This window comes from Glycomyces mayteni (assembly GCF_042428885.1).
Classification (GTDB): Bacteria; Actinomycetota; Actinomycetes; order Mycobacteriales; family Micromonosporaceae; genus Glycomyces; species Glycomyces mayteni.
In genome coordinates, this window is record NZ_JBHMBP010000002.1 from 719,864 (window position 1) to 734,517 (window position 14,654).

At 64.4% G+C, this 14,654-nt stretch carries 12 protein-coding genes; 3 read left to right on the forward strand and 9 right to left on the reverse strand.

The window, feature by feature from the left end; genetic code table 11:
* Nucleotides 1-246: 246 nt before the first annotated feature.
* Nucleotides 247-2,334 carry a KAP family NTPase gene (locus ACFFXY_RS10045; RefSeq protein ID WP_382349197.1) on the forward strand — a complete coding sequence of 696 codons (2,088 nt, stop codon included), beginning with the start codon at nucleotides 247-249 and terminating at the stop codon, nucleotides 2,332-2,334.
* A gap of 86 nt (nucleotides 2,335-2,420) precedes the next feature.
* Here ACFFXY_RS10045 and ACFFXY_RS10050 read toward each other — a convergent pair whose 3' ends face one another.
* The 5 genes from ACFFXY_RS10050 to ACFFXY_RS10070 all read right to left on the reverse strand — a co-directional run bounded on the left by ACFFXY_RS10050 (nucleotide 2,421) and on the right by ACFFXY_RS10070 (nucleotide 6,300).
* Entirely contained in the window at nucleotides 2,421-3,188 is a 768-nt protein-coding gene (locus ACFFXY_RS10050) for a transposase (RefSeq protein WP_382349199.1), read from the reverse strand.
* A gap of 37 nt (nucleotides 3,189-3,225) precedes the next feature.
* A complete protein-coding gene (locus ACFFXY_RS10055) occupies nucleotides 3,226-3,549 on the reverse strand; it encodes a hypothetical protein (RefSeq protein WP_382349202.1) in 324 nt (107 codons plus the stop codon).
* Nucleotides 3,550-3,914: 365 nt separating this feature from the next.
* Nucleotides 3,915-4,616 (reverse strand): hypothetical protein, encoded by a 702-nt coding sequence (locus ACFFXY_RS10060; RefSeq protein ID WP_382349205.1) that lies wholly within the window; start codon nucleotides 4,614-4,616, stop codon nucleotides 3,915-3,917.
* Nucleotides 4,617-4,776: 160 nt separating this feature from the next.
* A complete protein-coding gene (locus ACFFXY_RS10065; RefSeq protein ID WP_382349208.1) occupies nucleotides 4,777-5,352 on the reverse strand; it encodes an SHOCT domain-containing protein in 576 nt (191 codons plus the stop codon).
* Nucleotides 5,353-5,943: 591 nt separating this feature from the next.
* Nucleotides 5,944-6,300, reverse strand: coding sequence for a histone-like nucleoid-structuring protein Lsr2 (locus ACFFXY_RS10070; protein WP_382349211.1), 357 nt, complete (start codon nucleotides 6,298-6,300; stop codon nucleotides 5,944-5,946).
* 305 nt (nucleotides 6,301-6,605) lie between these two features.
* Between ACFFXY_RS10070 and ACFFXY_RS10075 the strand changes: the two genes are divergently transcribed.
* Nucleotides 6,606-7,292, forward strand: coding sequence for a MafI family immunity protein (locus ACFFXY_RS10075; RefSeq protein ID WP_382349213.1), 687 nt, complete (start codon nucleotides 6,606-6,608; stop codon nucleotides 7,290-7,292).
* 30 nt (nucleotides 7,293-7,322) lie between these two features.
* On the opposite strand, the gene ACFFXY_RS10080 is transcribed toward ACFFXY_RS10075, so the two are convergent.
* From ACFFXY_RS10080 to ACFFXY_RS10090, 3 genes are all read right to left on the reverse strand, one after another.
* The gene (locus ACFFXY_RS10080) at nucleotides 7,323-8,003 is read right to left on the reverse strand and encodes a hypothetical protein (RefSeq protein ID WP_382349214.1); all 681 of its coding nucleotides are present in this window, start codon (nucleotides 8,001-8,003) and stop codon (nucleotides 7,323-7,325) included.
* A gap of 1,121 nt (nucleotides 8,004-9,124) precedes the next feature.
* Nucleotides 9,125-10,936: a caspase family protein gene (locus tag ACFFXY_RS10085; RefSeq protein ID WP_382349217.1), complete on the reverse strand. Its 1,812-nt coding sequence runs from the start codon at nucleotides 10,934-10,936 to the stop codon at nucleotides 9,125-9,127.
* Nucleotides 10,936-11,313 (reverse strand): effector-associated constant component EACC1, encoded by a 378-nt coding sequence (locus ACFFXY_RS10090; RefSeq protein ID WP_382349220.1) that lies wholly within the window; start codon nucleotides 11,311-11,313, stop codon nucleotides 10,936-10,938. The genes ACFFXY_RS10085 and ACFFXY_RS10090 overlap by 1 nt, the downstream gene beginning before the upstream one ends.
* 790 nt (nucleotides 11,314-12,103) lie before the next feature.
* Here ACFFXY_RS10090 and ACFFXY_RS10095 point away from each other — a divergent pair.
* The gene (locus tag ACFFXY_RS10095; protein WP_382349222.1) at nucleotides 12,104-12,523 is read left to right on the forward strand and encodes a hypothetical protein; all 420 of its coding nucleotides are present in this window, start codon (nucleotides 12,104-12,106) and stop codon (nucleotides 12,521-12,523) included.
* A gap of 162 nt (nucleotides 12,524-12,685) precedes the next feature.
* On the opposite strand, the gene ACFFXY_RS10100 is transcribed toward ACFFXY_RS10095, so the two are convergent.
* The gene (locus tag ACFFXY_RS10100) at nucleotides 12,686-14,326 is read right to left on the reverse strand and encodes a hypothetical protein (protein ID WP_382349224.1); all 1,641 of its coding nucleotides are present in this window, start codon (nucleotides 14,324-14,326) and stop codon (nucleotides 12,686-12,688) included.
* Nucleotides 14,327-14,654: the final 328 nt, after the last annotated feature.

Consider the following 14,654-nt stretch of genomic DNA (forward strand, 5'->3'; position numbering starts at 1 on the left):
TCAGGTTCCGGATCTACCTTCGGATACCGTCGCACCTGCAGACCTGCCTGCCCCGCCAGGACCGAGGCGATACCTGATCTTGCTCGCGGGCTACCAGGACCGAAACCCTCACATTATATGGGCCAAAACCCAAACTCATCAGAACTCACCCGCTCGGAACGGACCGAAGTGGTCTTGAAGATCCACAGGACTGGTTCTGAAAGATGCGAGAGAAGCCACAGAGAACTAGGGTGCGAGAATCTGGTCATGTCAACAGCCTGGAGCGACTCGCCGATCACGTCCCGAGACAAGGATGACTTTGGACGAGCGTCGTACGCGGCGCATACGGCCAAGTTGATCGCCAAGAGCCACTCGTGGGAGGACAGCATCGTCTTCGGATTGACCGGCCCTTGGGGTAGTGGGAAGAGCTCCATGCTCAACTTGATCGAGGAGGCGCTTGAGGAAGCTGAAGGTGATTGGTGCATCGCCCGCTTCACGCCTTGGGCTACAGGCGATGTGGCCGGCCTGCTCGGTGACTTCTATGCGTCCCTGAATTCAGCACTACCCGAAGACCCCAAGAGCAAGGTTCGTGATGCGCTTGGAGCGCTGGCGAAAATCTCGGTTCCGGCAGCGAAGCTCATCCCCGTCGTCGGCGACCTGACCGGCACCACGATCACCACAATCCTTGACGCAGTCACGAAGCAGCCGCCCTGGAGCACAACCTTTTCGAACGCGGTCTCGGCGCTGAAGGAGGCCCATCGCCCCGTCCTGGTCATCGCCGACGACATCGATCGACTCCAAACCGAAGAGCTGCTGACCCTGCTCAAGGTAGTCAGGCTTCTCGGTCGCTTTCCTGGAGTTCAATACCTGCTCGCCTACGATGACGAAACCCTGTTCCGGACGCTATCAAGCGCCAACCTAGCAGATGAGAACACTGATGCATCGTCGCGCTTCATGGAGAAAATTATCCAGTACCCTCTCGTTGTCCCACCGCTGCTGAGGCCCCAACTCCTTAATCGCCTCAATGAAGGCATTGAGTTGGCATTTGCGGACGCGGAGCGCGATGAGGTTGTCGGTGATCGACTCGGAGGTCTGATCGATGTGTGCCTTTCGCAGTTGTCGACACCGCGAGCAGTGGATCGCTTTCTCGCTCAGCTTCATCACCACCTTCCGCTGGTGCCGAAGGGTGAAATTGATGACGAAGACGTCATTATTCTGACCTTGCTGCGAACTGCATTCCCGACCCTCTATACCTTGCTTCCGGTCCACAAACAGGGTTTGATTCGCGGTTATGCAGGAGAGCCGAAGATCTCAGGCTCCGACATCAAGCACGAGCGTTTCAACATTGAACCCTTGCTGGACAAGGTGTCAACGCCTTCCAGAGGTGATGCTCAGGCACTACTCGAAATGCTGTTTCCGAACCTTCGAGAACTTTGGAGTCAGCATTGGGAAGGGCTAGACGGGAGAATTTGTAACGAGAACTATTTCGACCGATACTTCGCGATGACCATTCCAGCTTACGATGTGTCCGATCGGTATGTGTACGAAGCGCTCACCGCTGCGACTCTCGGCGAAGGGTCACTCCTGAATTCGCTTCTTACTCAGGCGAACCCTGAGCAAGTCATGCTTGTTGTGGCCAAGAGCAAGGAGCTGACCAACACTGTCGTCGTAGGAGAGAACCAGGGTGACAAGGTCACGGCTCTCCTGGAAACTGTCATCTCGTCACTGGACCGCGTGACGCTGGCTCGGGGGGCATTCCGAAATGCTCGCGCCGGTGTCACAAGTTACGCTTCTGACCTGTTTTCCGCTGTGCCGCATGAGTACTCGTCAGAACCAGTGATCAAGGCGCTCCGGTGTTCTCCAACCTGGCAGGATCACTTCAGGATTGTTACCGCCGTGGTGAAGAATCGAGGTTTTCCTCGACCGCACTGGCTCGAAGCCTTGATCACGGACTTCGCGGAAACGGCAGCGAGACGCGTCCTTGACCATCTTCGCGAGCGGAACAACGCCCCGGCCGGAGAGGAAGTCTCACCTCTTCTCACGTTCCTTGAGGATCATAAGAAAATGCATCATCTCTCGGACCTCGTTGCTCCAGAAATCGAGGTCGGCAGGTTTTCAATCGAGGACGTGGCCGGAAGATGTGTTACGGCGGCGCGATGGATAGGTTCGGACGAAATCCATGAGAGCCTTGAAGAATTCAAGCAAGGGTGGTTCAGCGCAATTATTCCAGAGGCTTCTCCCTCCTGGTATGAGTCGTTCAATGAACAACCCAGCCCGAGCGATCTCGGCTGGGCGAACCGAAAAATCTACGCAGCAGCTCGTGCCAGGATCCTCGCGGCAGAGCAAGAGCAGTAATTGAGAGTCATCGCCCTAAAGGTTATCCCGTTATTGGTGTTGAGGGTCGTTGATCGCGGCGATCCTCGTTGCACCTCGGTTTCGGGTCAGGCGGTGCGTGCGAGGTGGTGGAGGCGTGCGATGCCGAGCATCGCAGTGGCAACGCCGTCGCCGCGAAGGCGACAGTCACGCAGGATCTTCCAGGTCTTCATTCGGGCGAATGCGTGCTCGATACGGGCGCGGACCTGCCGATGCGAGGCGTTGTGCTCGGCTTTCCATGCCACCAAGTCCTCGCCGGGCCGGCGTCGGTGCGGGATGATCGCGGAAGTCGCTATATAGCTGCCGTCGCCGATCACCGTCGCGTTGCGGACCGCCTGCTCGACGCCGGATTCGCTGAAGGCCCTGCAGTCGTTGCGGTTGCCCAGCAACGGTGTACCAACGACAACCACGAGCTGGGTGTCGGCATCGATAACCACCTGGTGGTTGGTGGAGTAGCGGTAGTTCTTGCTCGGCGCTGCGATCGAACGGTCGCGGGTGGGAACCAGGGTGCCGTCAACGATGAGCACCGTGCCCGGGGTGAAGCGCTTGCGCGGGCACAACGCCAGCTTCGGTCCCAGATCGTCAATAATGCGGTCGGCTGCGGACTTCGATACGCCGAACAGTGGCGCGAGCTGGCGCAAGGTGAGGTTGGTCCGCCAGTACGCGGCGACCAGTAGGGCCCGGTCGGCCAGTGGCAGGCTCCACGGCCGGCCCCGGCGGACAGTATCGGCACCCTCGCGCTCGAGCTGGCGCACCAGGCGGGAGAACACCTTGGGCCGCAGCCCTGAGAACGGCTCAATCCAGCACTCCTCAGCCGCTGTCACCACACCCACCATGGCATCCTAAACCCTTGCAGCGCAAGCGATACAAGGCTCATTTCCTTCGCAGGAACACGGCTTGACGAACCATCGAGAGCCAGATATCGCCCCGTACTGCAGCGAGATCGTCGCGTTTCTGCTTATCGGGCACGCTGACGTCAAGAAACGCGAACAAACCGCTCAAACCAGGCACGAAGCAGGCCAACGCACCGACGGTATAGACGAAGAGCGCTCCGGCGAACACGTCGCCGGGCATCGAGACGAACACATTGAGGACGACCAGCATCGCGAACACCAACGGGGAGAACAGCAACAGACGCACACCCCACATGAGCGTCCAGTACGCACCGTACCGGCGGTATTCGTCCTCTATGTTCATGTACAGCAATGATATCGGGCGTACCATCGGCCTGCGTCACCGTGCTGGATCGTCCGCATCCACCCCTGAAGGAGGCCCTCTGCAGTGTGGTTGTCGGCGGCACGTCGTTACCGGGCAACCACAACGACCCATCGGCACCAATAATGGGACAACCTCTAGCCAACGCGTGTACGCGGCCCGCTCCCAAGCAGGACGCCATCATGGCGCTTCGCGTGACAATATGCGTCTATCGGAGAAAATGAGCCGCTGGCTGACATCTCCAAGTCTTCGAGCTCCGGTGAGGTCCTTCCATCCTGAAGCTTGCCCGAAGGCGCCATCGACCAAGGCGAGCAGATCCACTTCGCGCAATCCTGGGCGCGGCTGGTTCACTCGAATCCGAGGACGCTGGGCAGGATGATCGGCTCTCCTCCGGATCCGATCTCGAGCTCGAACCTGACGATTCGATCGGTAGCGGGGTTGTAAGCACTGCAATTGATGCCGGTCTTTCGGGTGTCTTCCCAGTCTGGGGTGAGCTCCAGGCGATAGATCTCGGACATATCACACATCAGATACTCGGTCTCGAGTTCGTAGCGGAGGCGGGTCTCGACGATGTCCCGCATGATCGGCCCGGATGCGAGATCGGTGGTATAGACCTGGTCCTCGTAGTCGGCGTCGTATTCGATGGAGACTGCATACTCGTATTCTTCGTCGAAGAACTCGACCATGCAGGTGAACTCCTCGGAGCCGCTGCTGTCGAACGATGGGCAGCGGCTGCTTGCATCCGGATCGGCGATTCCGGCGAACTCGGCCGTTTCTTCCATCGCCTCCCACTCGAGCTGGTCGTGGAAGGAGGCGAAATTTCCGGGATCGGGCGCCAGGTCGCTCAGGTCAGATTCAGGGTATGCGGCGGGAATTTCACCTTGGCGGAGGCCAGAAAGGTCGACCTCAATCGAGGTGGTCGTACCGGATTTGGTGGGAGTCGGCTCTTGGGCCGCGCTGGGCCCATCGGGACTGTTCGCCTGGTCGGAGCAGGCCGCTGTTGCAAGGAAGAACAGGGCGGCGACGTACGCGGGGAGTGACAGTCGCAACGGGGTTCCTCCTGAGTCGAGCAGCTTTCCGATCTACGCTAGTGCGGTTTGCTCGGGACCGCTCCCGGCGGGGAACTGCGCAGCCGCGTGGATCCGTCAGGTCGGCTCGACCGGTCCCTTTGGCTGCTCCGGGCTGCGGCCCTGAACCTCCTTTGACAGGTCACAGCCGCTTCAGCAGTTCGGCCTTCTTCGCCGCGAATTCTTCGTCGGTGAGCACTCCGGAAGTATGAAGTTCGCCGAGTCGTGCAAGTTGGTCGAGCATGGTGGCACCGCTCGTGTTTTCAACGGATGCGGGGTCGACCGGTGGTTCGTGCGCTGATGCCGCCGCGTTGGGTCGCGGCAGGGCTGAGCGCTCGGAGATGCGGCCCCGGGCATAGTCGGCGATCGCCTTGCCATCGTTTTTGAACATGGCCTTCACTTCAGCTTTCGTTCCTGAAGCGAACACTGAGATGACACCGCTCGCGACCTTGCTGGTCCACTGGACGGAGCTGATCTTGTCGTATGGAAAGTCTTCGCTGACGCCGGCCTGTATCTTGTGCGCCACGAGCAGCAACCTGCGGTCGGTGGCGACGAGGACGCCTGTCGCTCCCGCGTACTGGACTGCGGCGATCCGTTCGACCGTCTCGCCGTCCCACAAATGCCCGGGAAGGTCTCGGAGTTCGCGCTTGATACCGAACTTGGAGGACATGAGCGCTTGCGCTCGTGCGATGTCTGGCCGCAGGTCGCCGTCTGCCATGGGCCAAACGGTAGAGGATCATGCTGGGCAAGGCCGGGAAATGCCGCCGATGATCGGATCGCCAGTAACCGGTGCCGAGGTAGGCCCATCCAGAAGCCGCATCTCAGCGACTGGGCATCCCGTACGTCGCGGGACATGGTTGAACGCGGCCGGATGCTTCCCGGTGGCAGGCCGGTACTTCCCGCCCAAGTTTCGCTTAAGTTGCTATTTCAGCGGCTGCGGTGGCGTTCAAGTGCAGGTCAGGATGGTGCTTGAGGGGGGGGCTTGCGGCCCGTCTGCTAAGCGGGCCGTGGGGACCCACAACAGGGCGGGCTGCGCCAGGCACAGCCGGTGCTAGCCGGATGCACTTCCTGGCTAATTGCGGTGCTTCAGGCGTACAGCGGCCCTATAGTGGCCCCAATCTGTCCTAGACTTACGTCAACGGATTGAAAATGCTGCTCATTAGGGACGAAGACGGGGAATCGGCGTCCGCCTGAAAAGCGGAAGGTCGCCATGTGGTGACGGCTTGAACCGCAGAGACTTTCGGGGCCACTATGCGGCCTGGTTTGATCAAGGGCGGCCCAGCAGTATGCCGGGGCCGGAGTGTCGAGGTCAGTTGTGGGCGGTGTTGTATTCGTCGATGATCGCCTGGGGGATTCGCCCGCGGGGCGCGACCGTCTTGCCGGCGCTTTCGGCCCAGTCTCGGATCGCCTTGTTCTGGTCGCGATCGGCGGACGGACGGCGCGGTGCTGGTGCCTGCCGGACGGGCCCGCGTGCGGTGCCCGGGCTGTAGCGGCCCAGCCGGGTGCCGGCCTCCTGGAACTTCCCGAGCGCGTCCCGTAGTTCCTTGGCGTGCGCATCGGAGAGGTCGATCTCGTACGCCTGGCCGTCGAGGGCGAACTTGACGGTCTCGTCGGCTTTCCCGCCGTCGATGTCATCGATCAGGACGACCTGGGTCTTCCTCGCCATGCGTGCTCCTCATTGAATATGTGACATTGCGATTTCCGCATGTTAACTGATGGAGAGAAGGAGCTGTACATGCCTGCTGTAGACGCGATTTCGCTTTACCCGACGTGCTTCGGAATCCGAAGGACGGGCAGCATTTATGGTCAAGCTCCTTCTGAAGCGGTCGGGGATGTGGGCATTGAGGACTTTTGGCCTTGGAAGCGAGGACGCGCCGTGAAGGGTTGCCTCGGGGCGATGGCGACGCCCGAGCGCCAGCGGTGCCGTCCGCGCGTGGCACACTGGCTCCGAGATCGAAACCAGGAGCATCCATGTCGACGTTCGGCTACCTTGCAAGCACAGTGCTTGCGCTTCTGGAGGACTCGCCGATCACCCGTGGGCATGTGGTCGAAGACGTCCGGGGCCTGGTTCGGGCTGGGGAGGTCGAGCTCGCGTTCGACACGATGTGCTCGTGGCTGTTCGAGGACGACCTGGCCATCTCGCAGCACTACTGCGAGCGGCTCGTCGTGGCGGCCGGCGAGTTGGCCATGCCGGGTGCGGTCGAGCGGCTCGACGAACTGATCCCTGAAGCGCCGCAAGGCGTCCGGCCGGGCGAGCCGCGCATGCACCAGTACCGGGTCCTCAAGGCCGCCTGGGGCATCGTCATCGGGATCACCGCCGAATACGGGCCACTGGCCGAGGCCGCGTCCGGTATGCCGCTGGCTGAGGCGACCGAGCTGCACCTGGCGCAGGTGGTGCAGGACCGCCTCGGCGCCGCTGGTGTGCGTGAGCTGGCCCGCGGCATGCAGAAGAGCCTCGAACTTGCCGGCCTCGCCGACCCGCCCGCGTCCATCCGGGTCCTCGAGGTGCTGATCGTCGAGACCGATTTCCAGGTCGAGGGGCTGGCCGCGGCCGGGTACGAGTGGATCTGCCGGGAGTTCTGCCGCCGCCTGCCGCCGGTCAAGGCCGAGTTCGACGCCGCGGCGAACCGGTACCTGATCGAGCTCCCGGTCGGCTAAGCGCGGCGGTGACCGGCGCGAGTCGCTTGATCAAGCTCCTGGCCGGGACTTCGGCAGGTCCTGGCTCGTGACAGTGCGGTGCGGCGATGGGCGAGGTGTCCTGCCCTGCTCGGCGCGTAGGGCTTCGGCGAGCGTCATTGCTCCTTCGGGGATGGCCAGCAGATGTGCGAATGCGATGTCGAAGGCGCCGTCCGCGGGCATGCGATCGGCACCTTCCACGGGTTCCCCGATTCCGGGCGCGACCGCCGCACTTGGTGATCGCGGACGGGAGACCTCGTACCCTATGGGCTGGCCCGGTCCGGTGTTCACCAGCGGCGCGAACCGGTCGGCGGTCTCCTGCAGGTACTGGTCGACCGGCATCAGGCCGTACCGCTCGCTCAAGGTCTTGAACGCAGCACTCTCGCCCAGCCGCCCCGCCTCGGCGTCGAGAGCGGCCTCGGCATACAACAGGCCGCAGTTCGCTGCGGCGAACACTCGGTCTACCGGATTGCTGAAGTCGTCCTGAACGAGCAGGCGCACGGCGGCTTCGGCGCCCATATCAATGAGTTTGGGCACCGGCCACGGCAACTGGGCGAGGTGCGCGGCGCCTTCAGCGAGGAGGCCGACGGCTTTCCCCACCGGGTTGGGGGAGGCGCCGATCGCTCCCGCCTGCGTCAGCAGCGTCTCGGGGGCGAATGCGGACGCAGGACTGATCGCCTCGCTCCAGCACACCGCGAGGACGCGGGTGAAGCAACCGGTGATGCGGTCCTCCGCCGAGCGGTGTTCGGCGGGTGCACGATCGACCGGTTCTACGCGTGGCAGTTCCGCCGGTGCTGCCGCGTAGTGGTGCTGCGTATCCTCGATCGCCCCACGGGCCGCCTGCAGGAACGAGCGGCAGACCGCATCACGTCAGCCGGCCTGGCCCTTGGCGGCGCCCGCGGCCCCCGGTCGGCCACGGGACTGCGCGCGATCGCCGGTATCGGGCGTTGCGACTGTCGAAGATCGGCACCGCCTCATGTCCCGAAACGACACACCGGAACCGGCCGCATTCAGGCCCCCTCTGCCGACAGCCGCTATGGTCAGGCTTGACCGGCGATCCCTTCTCGTCAGCGAACTGGCCGATGCGCCTCTACCCGGTCATGCGCGGTCTCGTCGTGCTCGCCAGCCTGTCGATCGACGGGCACCCCCGCGCCGGGACGCCACGACCCAGAGCGGCACCGCAGGCCATCGGTGCGCACGAGCACACCAACCGGACCCGGATCGACGACGGGCACCGGTGCCTCCTGCTCCACGGGGATCTCGCCGCCGAACACCTTGCGCCGGAGGAGGTGTACCCGGTCGCGTGGGCGCGCGAAGGCGGCACCGCGGTCGCCGTCCGGCCCGGGGTGCCCGCGCCGGTGAGGTCCTGTGGTTCGAAGGGATCCGCACCAGCGCACACGCCGGATTCGACGAGTTCTTTGATGCTGTGGCCGGGCGGCTCCTGGCCGTGTGCGGGCCACTTGCGGGCGGTACCGACGCAGAGGATTCGCCGAGAGACGGCGGCGCTGGAATCCCCGAAGCCTCCGACGAAGTGGGGACGATCATGCCCTTGGTGCCCGCTGGACTCCAACGTCTCCAAGCCCTCCGCCCGCAATAGATTGCTCGGCTCGAACAGGATCACTGAACGTCTGGCATTACCCCAGTCCTGGCGCGCTGCGTCGAAAGCGGCCTTGGTGAACCGCGCGGAGCACTTGAATGGGGCCCTGGTGAACGACGGTGAACGCGGGGCGTGGGCCGCTGTGGCTCCCGTGGACCTCGCCGCGCTCGTGAAGCAGCCTGCGACCCACATCGGGGGATGGTGCGAACCTGGGAGGTCAGGAGTGGAGTTCCGTCAATCGCTGGGCCGCTGCAAACAGCATCACGGCTGACCTGTACTGCTCGCCGAGTGAACTCGCGACCGCTTCGGCGCGGTCGGGGTCGATCGCCGCTGTTGCTCGGGCAATGTGGAACGAAGCTGATTCATATTCTTCTTCAGCAGTCACCGACTGCGCCTGGTCAACCGCTTCGGCAATGATGAGGCGTGCCCGTTCCTTGTCGACACCGGCTACGGCAAGAGCCGCTTCAGCCAGTGCCTGGGCTTTCCATCCACCGTCCGGACAGGCATCGGCTATGCGTGCTGCGCACCATGGGTCAACCGTCCCTGCGAGCCAGACCGCGTGAGGGAGGTTGCGCTCGTCGTAGATGTTGAAGCCGAGCAGGTTGCCGCTGGCCTCGACGACGAGACGCTGTGCCTGCTCGATATCGAGTCGGCGCAGGTCTCGTGCCATCTCGAGTCGGTTCCTTGCGGTCCAGCTGCGGGAACCCCGCTCCCCATATGTCATGTGCCGCTCAGCTTCGGCGGCCAGCTTCCGTGCACGGTCCGGCTGGATACCTGCCAGGGCCTTGGCGACCTTCGCCAGTGTCAGCCCCCGGTGTTCGCCCGAGTGCGAGGGGCGATCGCGAGTGAACCTTTCCGCCTGCACCGCGAGTTTTCGTGCCCGGTGCATGTCGATACTGGCGATGGCTGCTGCGGCATCGGCGAGGATCATCCCGTCAGCCTCACCGTGCGGCTGCGCCATGATGCGCTCAACGTCGGTGACCAGCCGACCGGCGAACTTCGGGTCTGCCGGTGCCACCACTTCGGCCATCCGCGTCAGGGCTTCCACATTCCCGCTTGCGATGAACGGCCAGCTGAAGATCGAACGCGCGAATGCGGGAACTCGATCAGGAGCACTCTCCGCGACACCGGACATGACTTGGGTGAGCAGTTGGAGGCTCCCTCGGAACCCGTACGGCAACGGACTGCGCCCCAACAGGTTGGAGCATTGCAGCATTCCATCGAGCAGCTGCTCTGTTCGCGCACGCCGCATTCCATCCGAAACCAATGTGGCCAGGGGTGCGGCGCGGTTCGCGCCAGCCGTACGACTGACAGTGCCGCCGCCTCGCCGGGCAACGACGATGTCTCCTTCACCGGTGAACCGCAACTGCGGCGTCTGCCCGCCGGCCGCTGCGAGCCATTCGAACACCTGCCGGTAGAGAGCGGCGACGGTGAGATAGTCCTGGGTCTCTGCCTCCCGAAGCGCCCGTACGAACATCGCGCTGAAGGGGCTGGCCTGACCGGGGGCGGTCTGGTCCAACGCGAGCTGTGTTGCTCTGGCGCTGGTGACTGCGTACCGGCCTCGGCCGGAAACCGACGCGGCCAGGTCTCCGCTGCGGAACGCTCCGCTGTAGCAGCAGTCGAGCACGATGACAATGCCTGTCGCTGCACAGTCGTCGATCATGGCGTTCAACTCGGCAGCGCTGACCGCGGTTGACCGCAGTCTGCTCTTGAGGGTGTCATTGGCTCCCAGGTAGAGCTTGTTGTGGACGTCCAACATGCCGTGACCGCTGTAGTAGATCAGCAGGACGTCATCACGGTCGGCTGCGGCGAAGAACGCATCAAGGCGCTCACGCATTTTCTGGATCGGCTCATCGACCAGCAGCTCTACGTCTTCGAGGGCGAACAGGTCAACATGCTCGTCAGTCAACGCGTGGTAGACAAGGTCAATGTCGATTAATGGGCCATGGAGTCTGGGAAGTCCGTTCGGGTCACGGGGGAAGTCGGCATTGCCGATCAGCAGCCCCCGGTAGCGACGCGGACCGGGCATCAGCGCTCTCCGAACAGCTGCGGTACGGACTCCATGAGCGTTTTGAACGATCCTTCGTCCAGGTTCTCTCCTGCAACAGTGATCTGCCGGATCTCGCCTGTGACGTCGGTCCAGGAGACGGTCAAGGATCGGGTTTTGTCTCGACTGAGCCATGCCCGGAAACATGCGACTGCTGCGGTTAGCGCTCCTGACGAGCCCAACGCGATGGCAACCGTCTCCAGTGTCCCCCGCTGCCCTGTCGCTGCCGAGCCGAGCAGGGTGGGTCCGCCAACCGCTTCGAGCATGCTCTCGCGCAGCGCCGCGACCTGATCAAGCCAGGTTGCCTCATTCGGATCGAACTTGGTTGACCCAAGGTCAATCATCAGCTGAACACTCACGACCGAAACCGCCTCTCGTCCGAACCGATTCACCATTCTACGGAAGTCCCGCTGCGGCAACGCTGACGCGACTGCGGTTCGACACTTGAGGGCTCGACCTCCGAGTTCTCCTCACGTTGCGAGGGCTAGGCCTTGCCGTGACGACGTTCTTGTGGTCGGTATCGTTCGCTCATCTCGGTTGGTCAATCGACTTGGGCGCGTGTTGCCTGGTGTGGCAGCGGATGTTGGTCGGCTCATGACGGCTGGTGGTCTCCTCGTTTCTGGAGGTAAGGTCTCCAGGCTTGCTGATCTTGGTCGCATATCCACTCTGTGCAGCCGTTATGGATAACGTCGTGGTTGACAGCTCAGGTGATCTCACCGCAGAGACGGGCGAAACCGGTCAGGCTGTGGCGGCTTCTGAGCGTCTCAGCGTGCCGGTGAGCGATGGCGGTTGCGCAGGCGGCGAAAGACCAACTGCAGGGCCTTACCTTCCCCTGTTCGTGGATTCGGACGGACGCGAAGCCGCCTTCGCCGACTTGGACACGGCCGACCTCGAAAGGGTATCCGCCACGTCCTGGACGACCGAATCGTGTTCACCGAATACCGACCGACGGGCAATGACATCCCCCGTGCTGAGGAAGCGGTCGCGAACCGCGGCGGCAATTCGCGGCGACCTCTGCCTGAACCCTTGCGCTCGCCCTATGGCGCGGGCGCGCCGCTCGAGGGATCGGTTCTAGCGGTTTCCAACGGCCGCTTGCGCACCGCAGCCCTTGGCGAGATAGTGCAGGGGTCGGAAGAGAGGAATCGTGCCATGTCTGTGCGCAAGCGGAGGTCGCGGCGGCGGTTGATCTGGCTGCTGTGCTTCTGGGGAGGCACGGCCGGTGCGTGCACGGCACTCGCCGCCTACCTCGTCCTGCTCGCCACCTCCAGCGCGGGCGAGGCGTACTGGTTCGCTGCGTCCGTCATACTGGCCGCCGGATTCATGCTGCGGCAGATGGCGAAGCGCGCCGTGCGCTCGCTCGACCGCGGTGAGCCCGTGACCTTCGAGCTCGTCGGGCCTGCGGCGGCTTCCTTCATCGACCGGCGCGGCCCGCTCTCCCCGCATCTCGGCCTCGGCAGCGCCGATCCCGAACCCGGGCTGCACCGGCACGTCCTGCGCGGCGACATCGCGCTCATCGCGACCGGCGCGCTCATGATCATCCTGGCCCTCGCCGCCAGTACCCCGACCTGATCCGGAGTGGACTCACGGCGAGGCTGCGCGTGTTGGTCAGGCGCTGGAGGCAAGCGAGGAGACGGCGGTGGTCTTCGGGGCCGGGTGAGAGGTGGAGGCCCGGCCGCTCCGGTCCCGTCTGCGCCTGGATCGTCAACCGACTCGGCGAGTACCGCCCCGAGGTCACCGTCTCGATCCTGTGCCGGGCCGGGGCGGACTTCCGCCCCGCGCCGACGTAGCATCCATCGATGCGGACACGGCCTCGATGTCCTCCTCCTCCACGTGGTTCGCGTCCGGTCGCTCAGACGTGGCGGCGGGGCGCGGTGGTGTCGTTCGGCCGCGGCGCCGTATTCGGCGTCGCGGCCGGGGCTTGAGCCGGGCTGCGAAGTGGATGAGGGTCGCGATGGTGAGCAGGACGAGGACGCCTGCGGTGAGCCAGCCCCACCGGATGGGGCCGGTGTTGAACAGCGTGCCCGGGGCGCCGAGCGCGACCGCGAACAGGGCGAGGATCAGCAGGCCCTTGGTTGAGGCGATCGTCGCGGAGTGCTGGGCCGAGCGCAGCGAGATCGCCAGCGGCTGGCCGGACAGGGTGATCCAGGCGAACGTCAGGGTGATCGCGGCGGCGGCCACACCGCCGCCGATCCAGGCCAGGTTCACCAGGTCGCCGTCGGCGAAGTACCGCCGGACGGCCTCGGCCCACCAGGTGATTGTCATCGCTGCGGAAGACGCGAACACGACGGGCAGCAGCAGGACTCGCGTCGCGCGCCTGATGGTTGCCCACAGGATGCGCATCCCCGCCCACATGACCACGGCGGCGGCCACGATGGAGCCCAGGACGCGCCGGGAGGCCTCGACGCTGATCCACACCAGCCAGTTCAGCAGCGCGACCGCCGCGACGGCGAGGCCGTAGCCCAGCAGCCGCAGGGCGCTGACGGTGTGGGAGCCGCCGACCGCCGAACCGGCCAGGACGACTTGGAAGAACGCGAGGACGCCGCGGGCGATCCTGTCGATCGGCCCGGCCGGTCGCCCGGGACGCGAGCGGTGGAACTGGAGGCGCCACCGCATGCCCAGTGGCCGCTTGAGGTGCGGGATCTGCGGGGGCCGGGCCCGTTCGAGATGGCGGCCGCCGCGCAGGACGCCGATGATCGCCGCGACCAGGAGCCCGCCGGTCAACCCACCGACGGCGACGACCAGGAACGCGTCGCGCCATTCGGGCCTCACGAATGCCGCGGCCAGACCCGGAGGGATCGCGGTCAGGGTCACCGCTACCAGCTGCGCCCCGCGGTCCTCCCCGACCGCACCCGCGCCACCCCCGCCGCCCGAGTTCGCCAGGAGCACCGTCAGTCCCCACCACGCGGCCAGTCCCGTGAACGCGCTCCAGACCAGCATCGCATCGCGCGCGAAGAACACCCCGAACCACAGCTCCAGGCCCGCCACCGCGGTGACCGTCCAGTACAGGGCCGCGGCGCGGAGGTTGATCCGAAACAGCCGCAACGGGAGCGCGGCGATCGCGAGCCCGCACAGCAGGGCGACGCCCCAGACCGGCAGCATCGAGTCGAGCAGCGCGGTGAAGAAGAATCCGGCCGCGATCGCCACGCGCAGGCCGCCGATGGCCATGTAGTGCAGCGGCTGCGGGCGCTGCGGTCCCCAGCCGAGGAACACCTCGTGCGTCCGGCAGTACACATCGGACGCTTCGACTTCGTCCCAGTCGCAGTCGGGCTGAGCGCAGCCGTGGACGGGCGCGGACGGCTCGGTCCCGAGCTCCAGCCACCACGGATCCGGGGCTGCGTCGAGTTCGGTCTCGTCTTCGATGGCGGGGTGCATCAAAGCTCCCTAGGGCAGTACGGGAGTGTCGCCGATATCGCCGAGGCGATCGGCTCGAAACCATATTCTATCGATGACAAGGAGACAAATCGGTACCCAATTTCGCTGGTACGCAGCAACAATGCCCCACCGGCTCTGTCGGATAGGCGACAGTAGGCCGTTCACGCCCTCGGTGTTCCACGCACCAGGCGACAGCATCGAGCAGGCGCGAGCAGGCCTGCAATCCTGTACAGGGGTGTCGTCCGCGACTCGAGTCCGGAACAGTGCATGCCGAAGTCATGCGTTCCTTCCGGGCCCGGTTTCGTTCGCGGCTGGGTGGCGGACCCGC

What these genes read in the sequence shown, in the direction of transcription:
- ACFFXY_RS10045 (WP_382349197.1), top strand. Translation starts at nt 247, where the DNA reads ATGTCAACAGCCTGGAGCGACTCGCCGATCACGTCCCGAGACAAGGAT.
- ACFFXY_RS10050 (WP_382349199.1), bottom strand. Translation starts at nt 3,188, where the DNA reads ATGGTGGGTGTGGTGACAGCGGCTGAGGAGTGCTGGATTGAGCCGTTC.
- ACFFXY_RS10055 (WP_382349202.1), bottom strand. Translation starts at nt 3,549, where the DNA reads ATGAACATAGAGGACGAATACCGCCGGTACGGTGCGTACTGGACGCTC.
- ACFFXY_RS10065 (WP_382349208.1), bottom strand. Translation starts at nt 5,352, where the DNA reads ATGGCAGACGGCGACCTGCGGCCAGACATCGCACGAGCGCAAGCGCTC.
- ACFFXY_RS10070 (WP_382349211.1), bottom strand. Translation starts at nt 6,300, where the DNA reads ATGGCGAGGAAGACCCAGGTCGTCCTGATCGATGACATCGACGGCGGG.
- ACFFXY_RS10075 (WP_382349213.1), top strand. Translation starts at nt 6,606, where the DNA reads ATGTCGACGTTCGGCTACCTTGCAAGCACAGTGCTTGCGCTTCTGGAG.
- ACFFXY_RS10085 (WP_382349217.1), bottom strand. Translation starts at nt 10,936, where the DNA reads ATGCCCGGTCCGCGTCGCTACCGGGGGCTGCTGATCGGCAATGCCGAC.
- ACFFXY_RS10095 (WP_382349222.1), top strand. Translation starts at nt 12,104, where the DNA reads ATGTCTGTGCGCAAGCGGAGGTCGCGGCGGCGGTTGATCTGGCTGCTG.
- ACFFXY_RS10100 (WP_382349224.1), bottom strand. Translation starts at nt 14,326, where the DNA reads ATGCACCCCGCCATCGAAGACGAGACCGAACTCGACGCAGCCCCGGAT.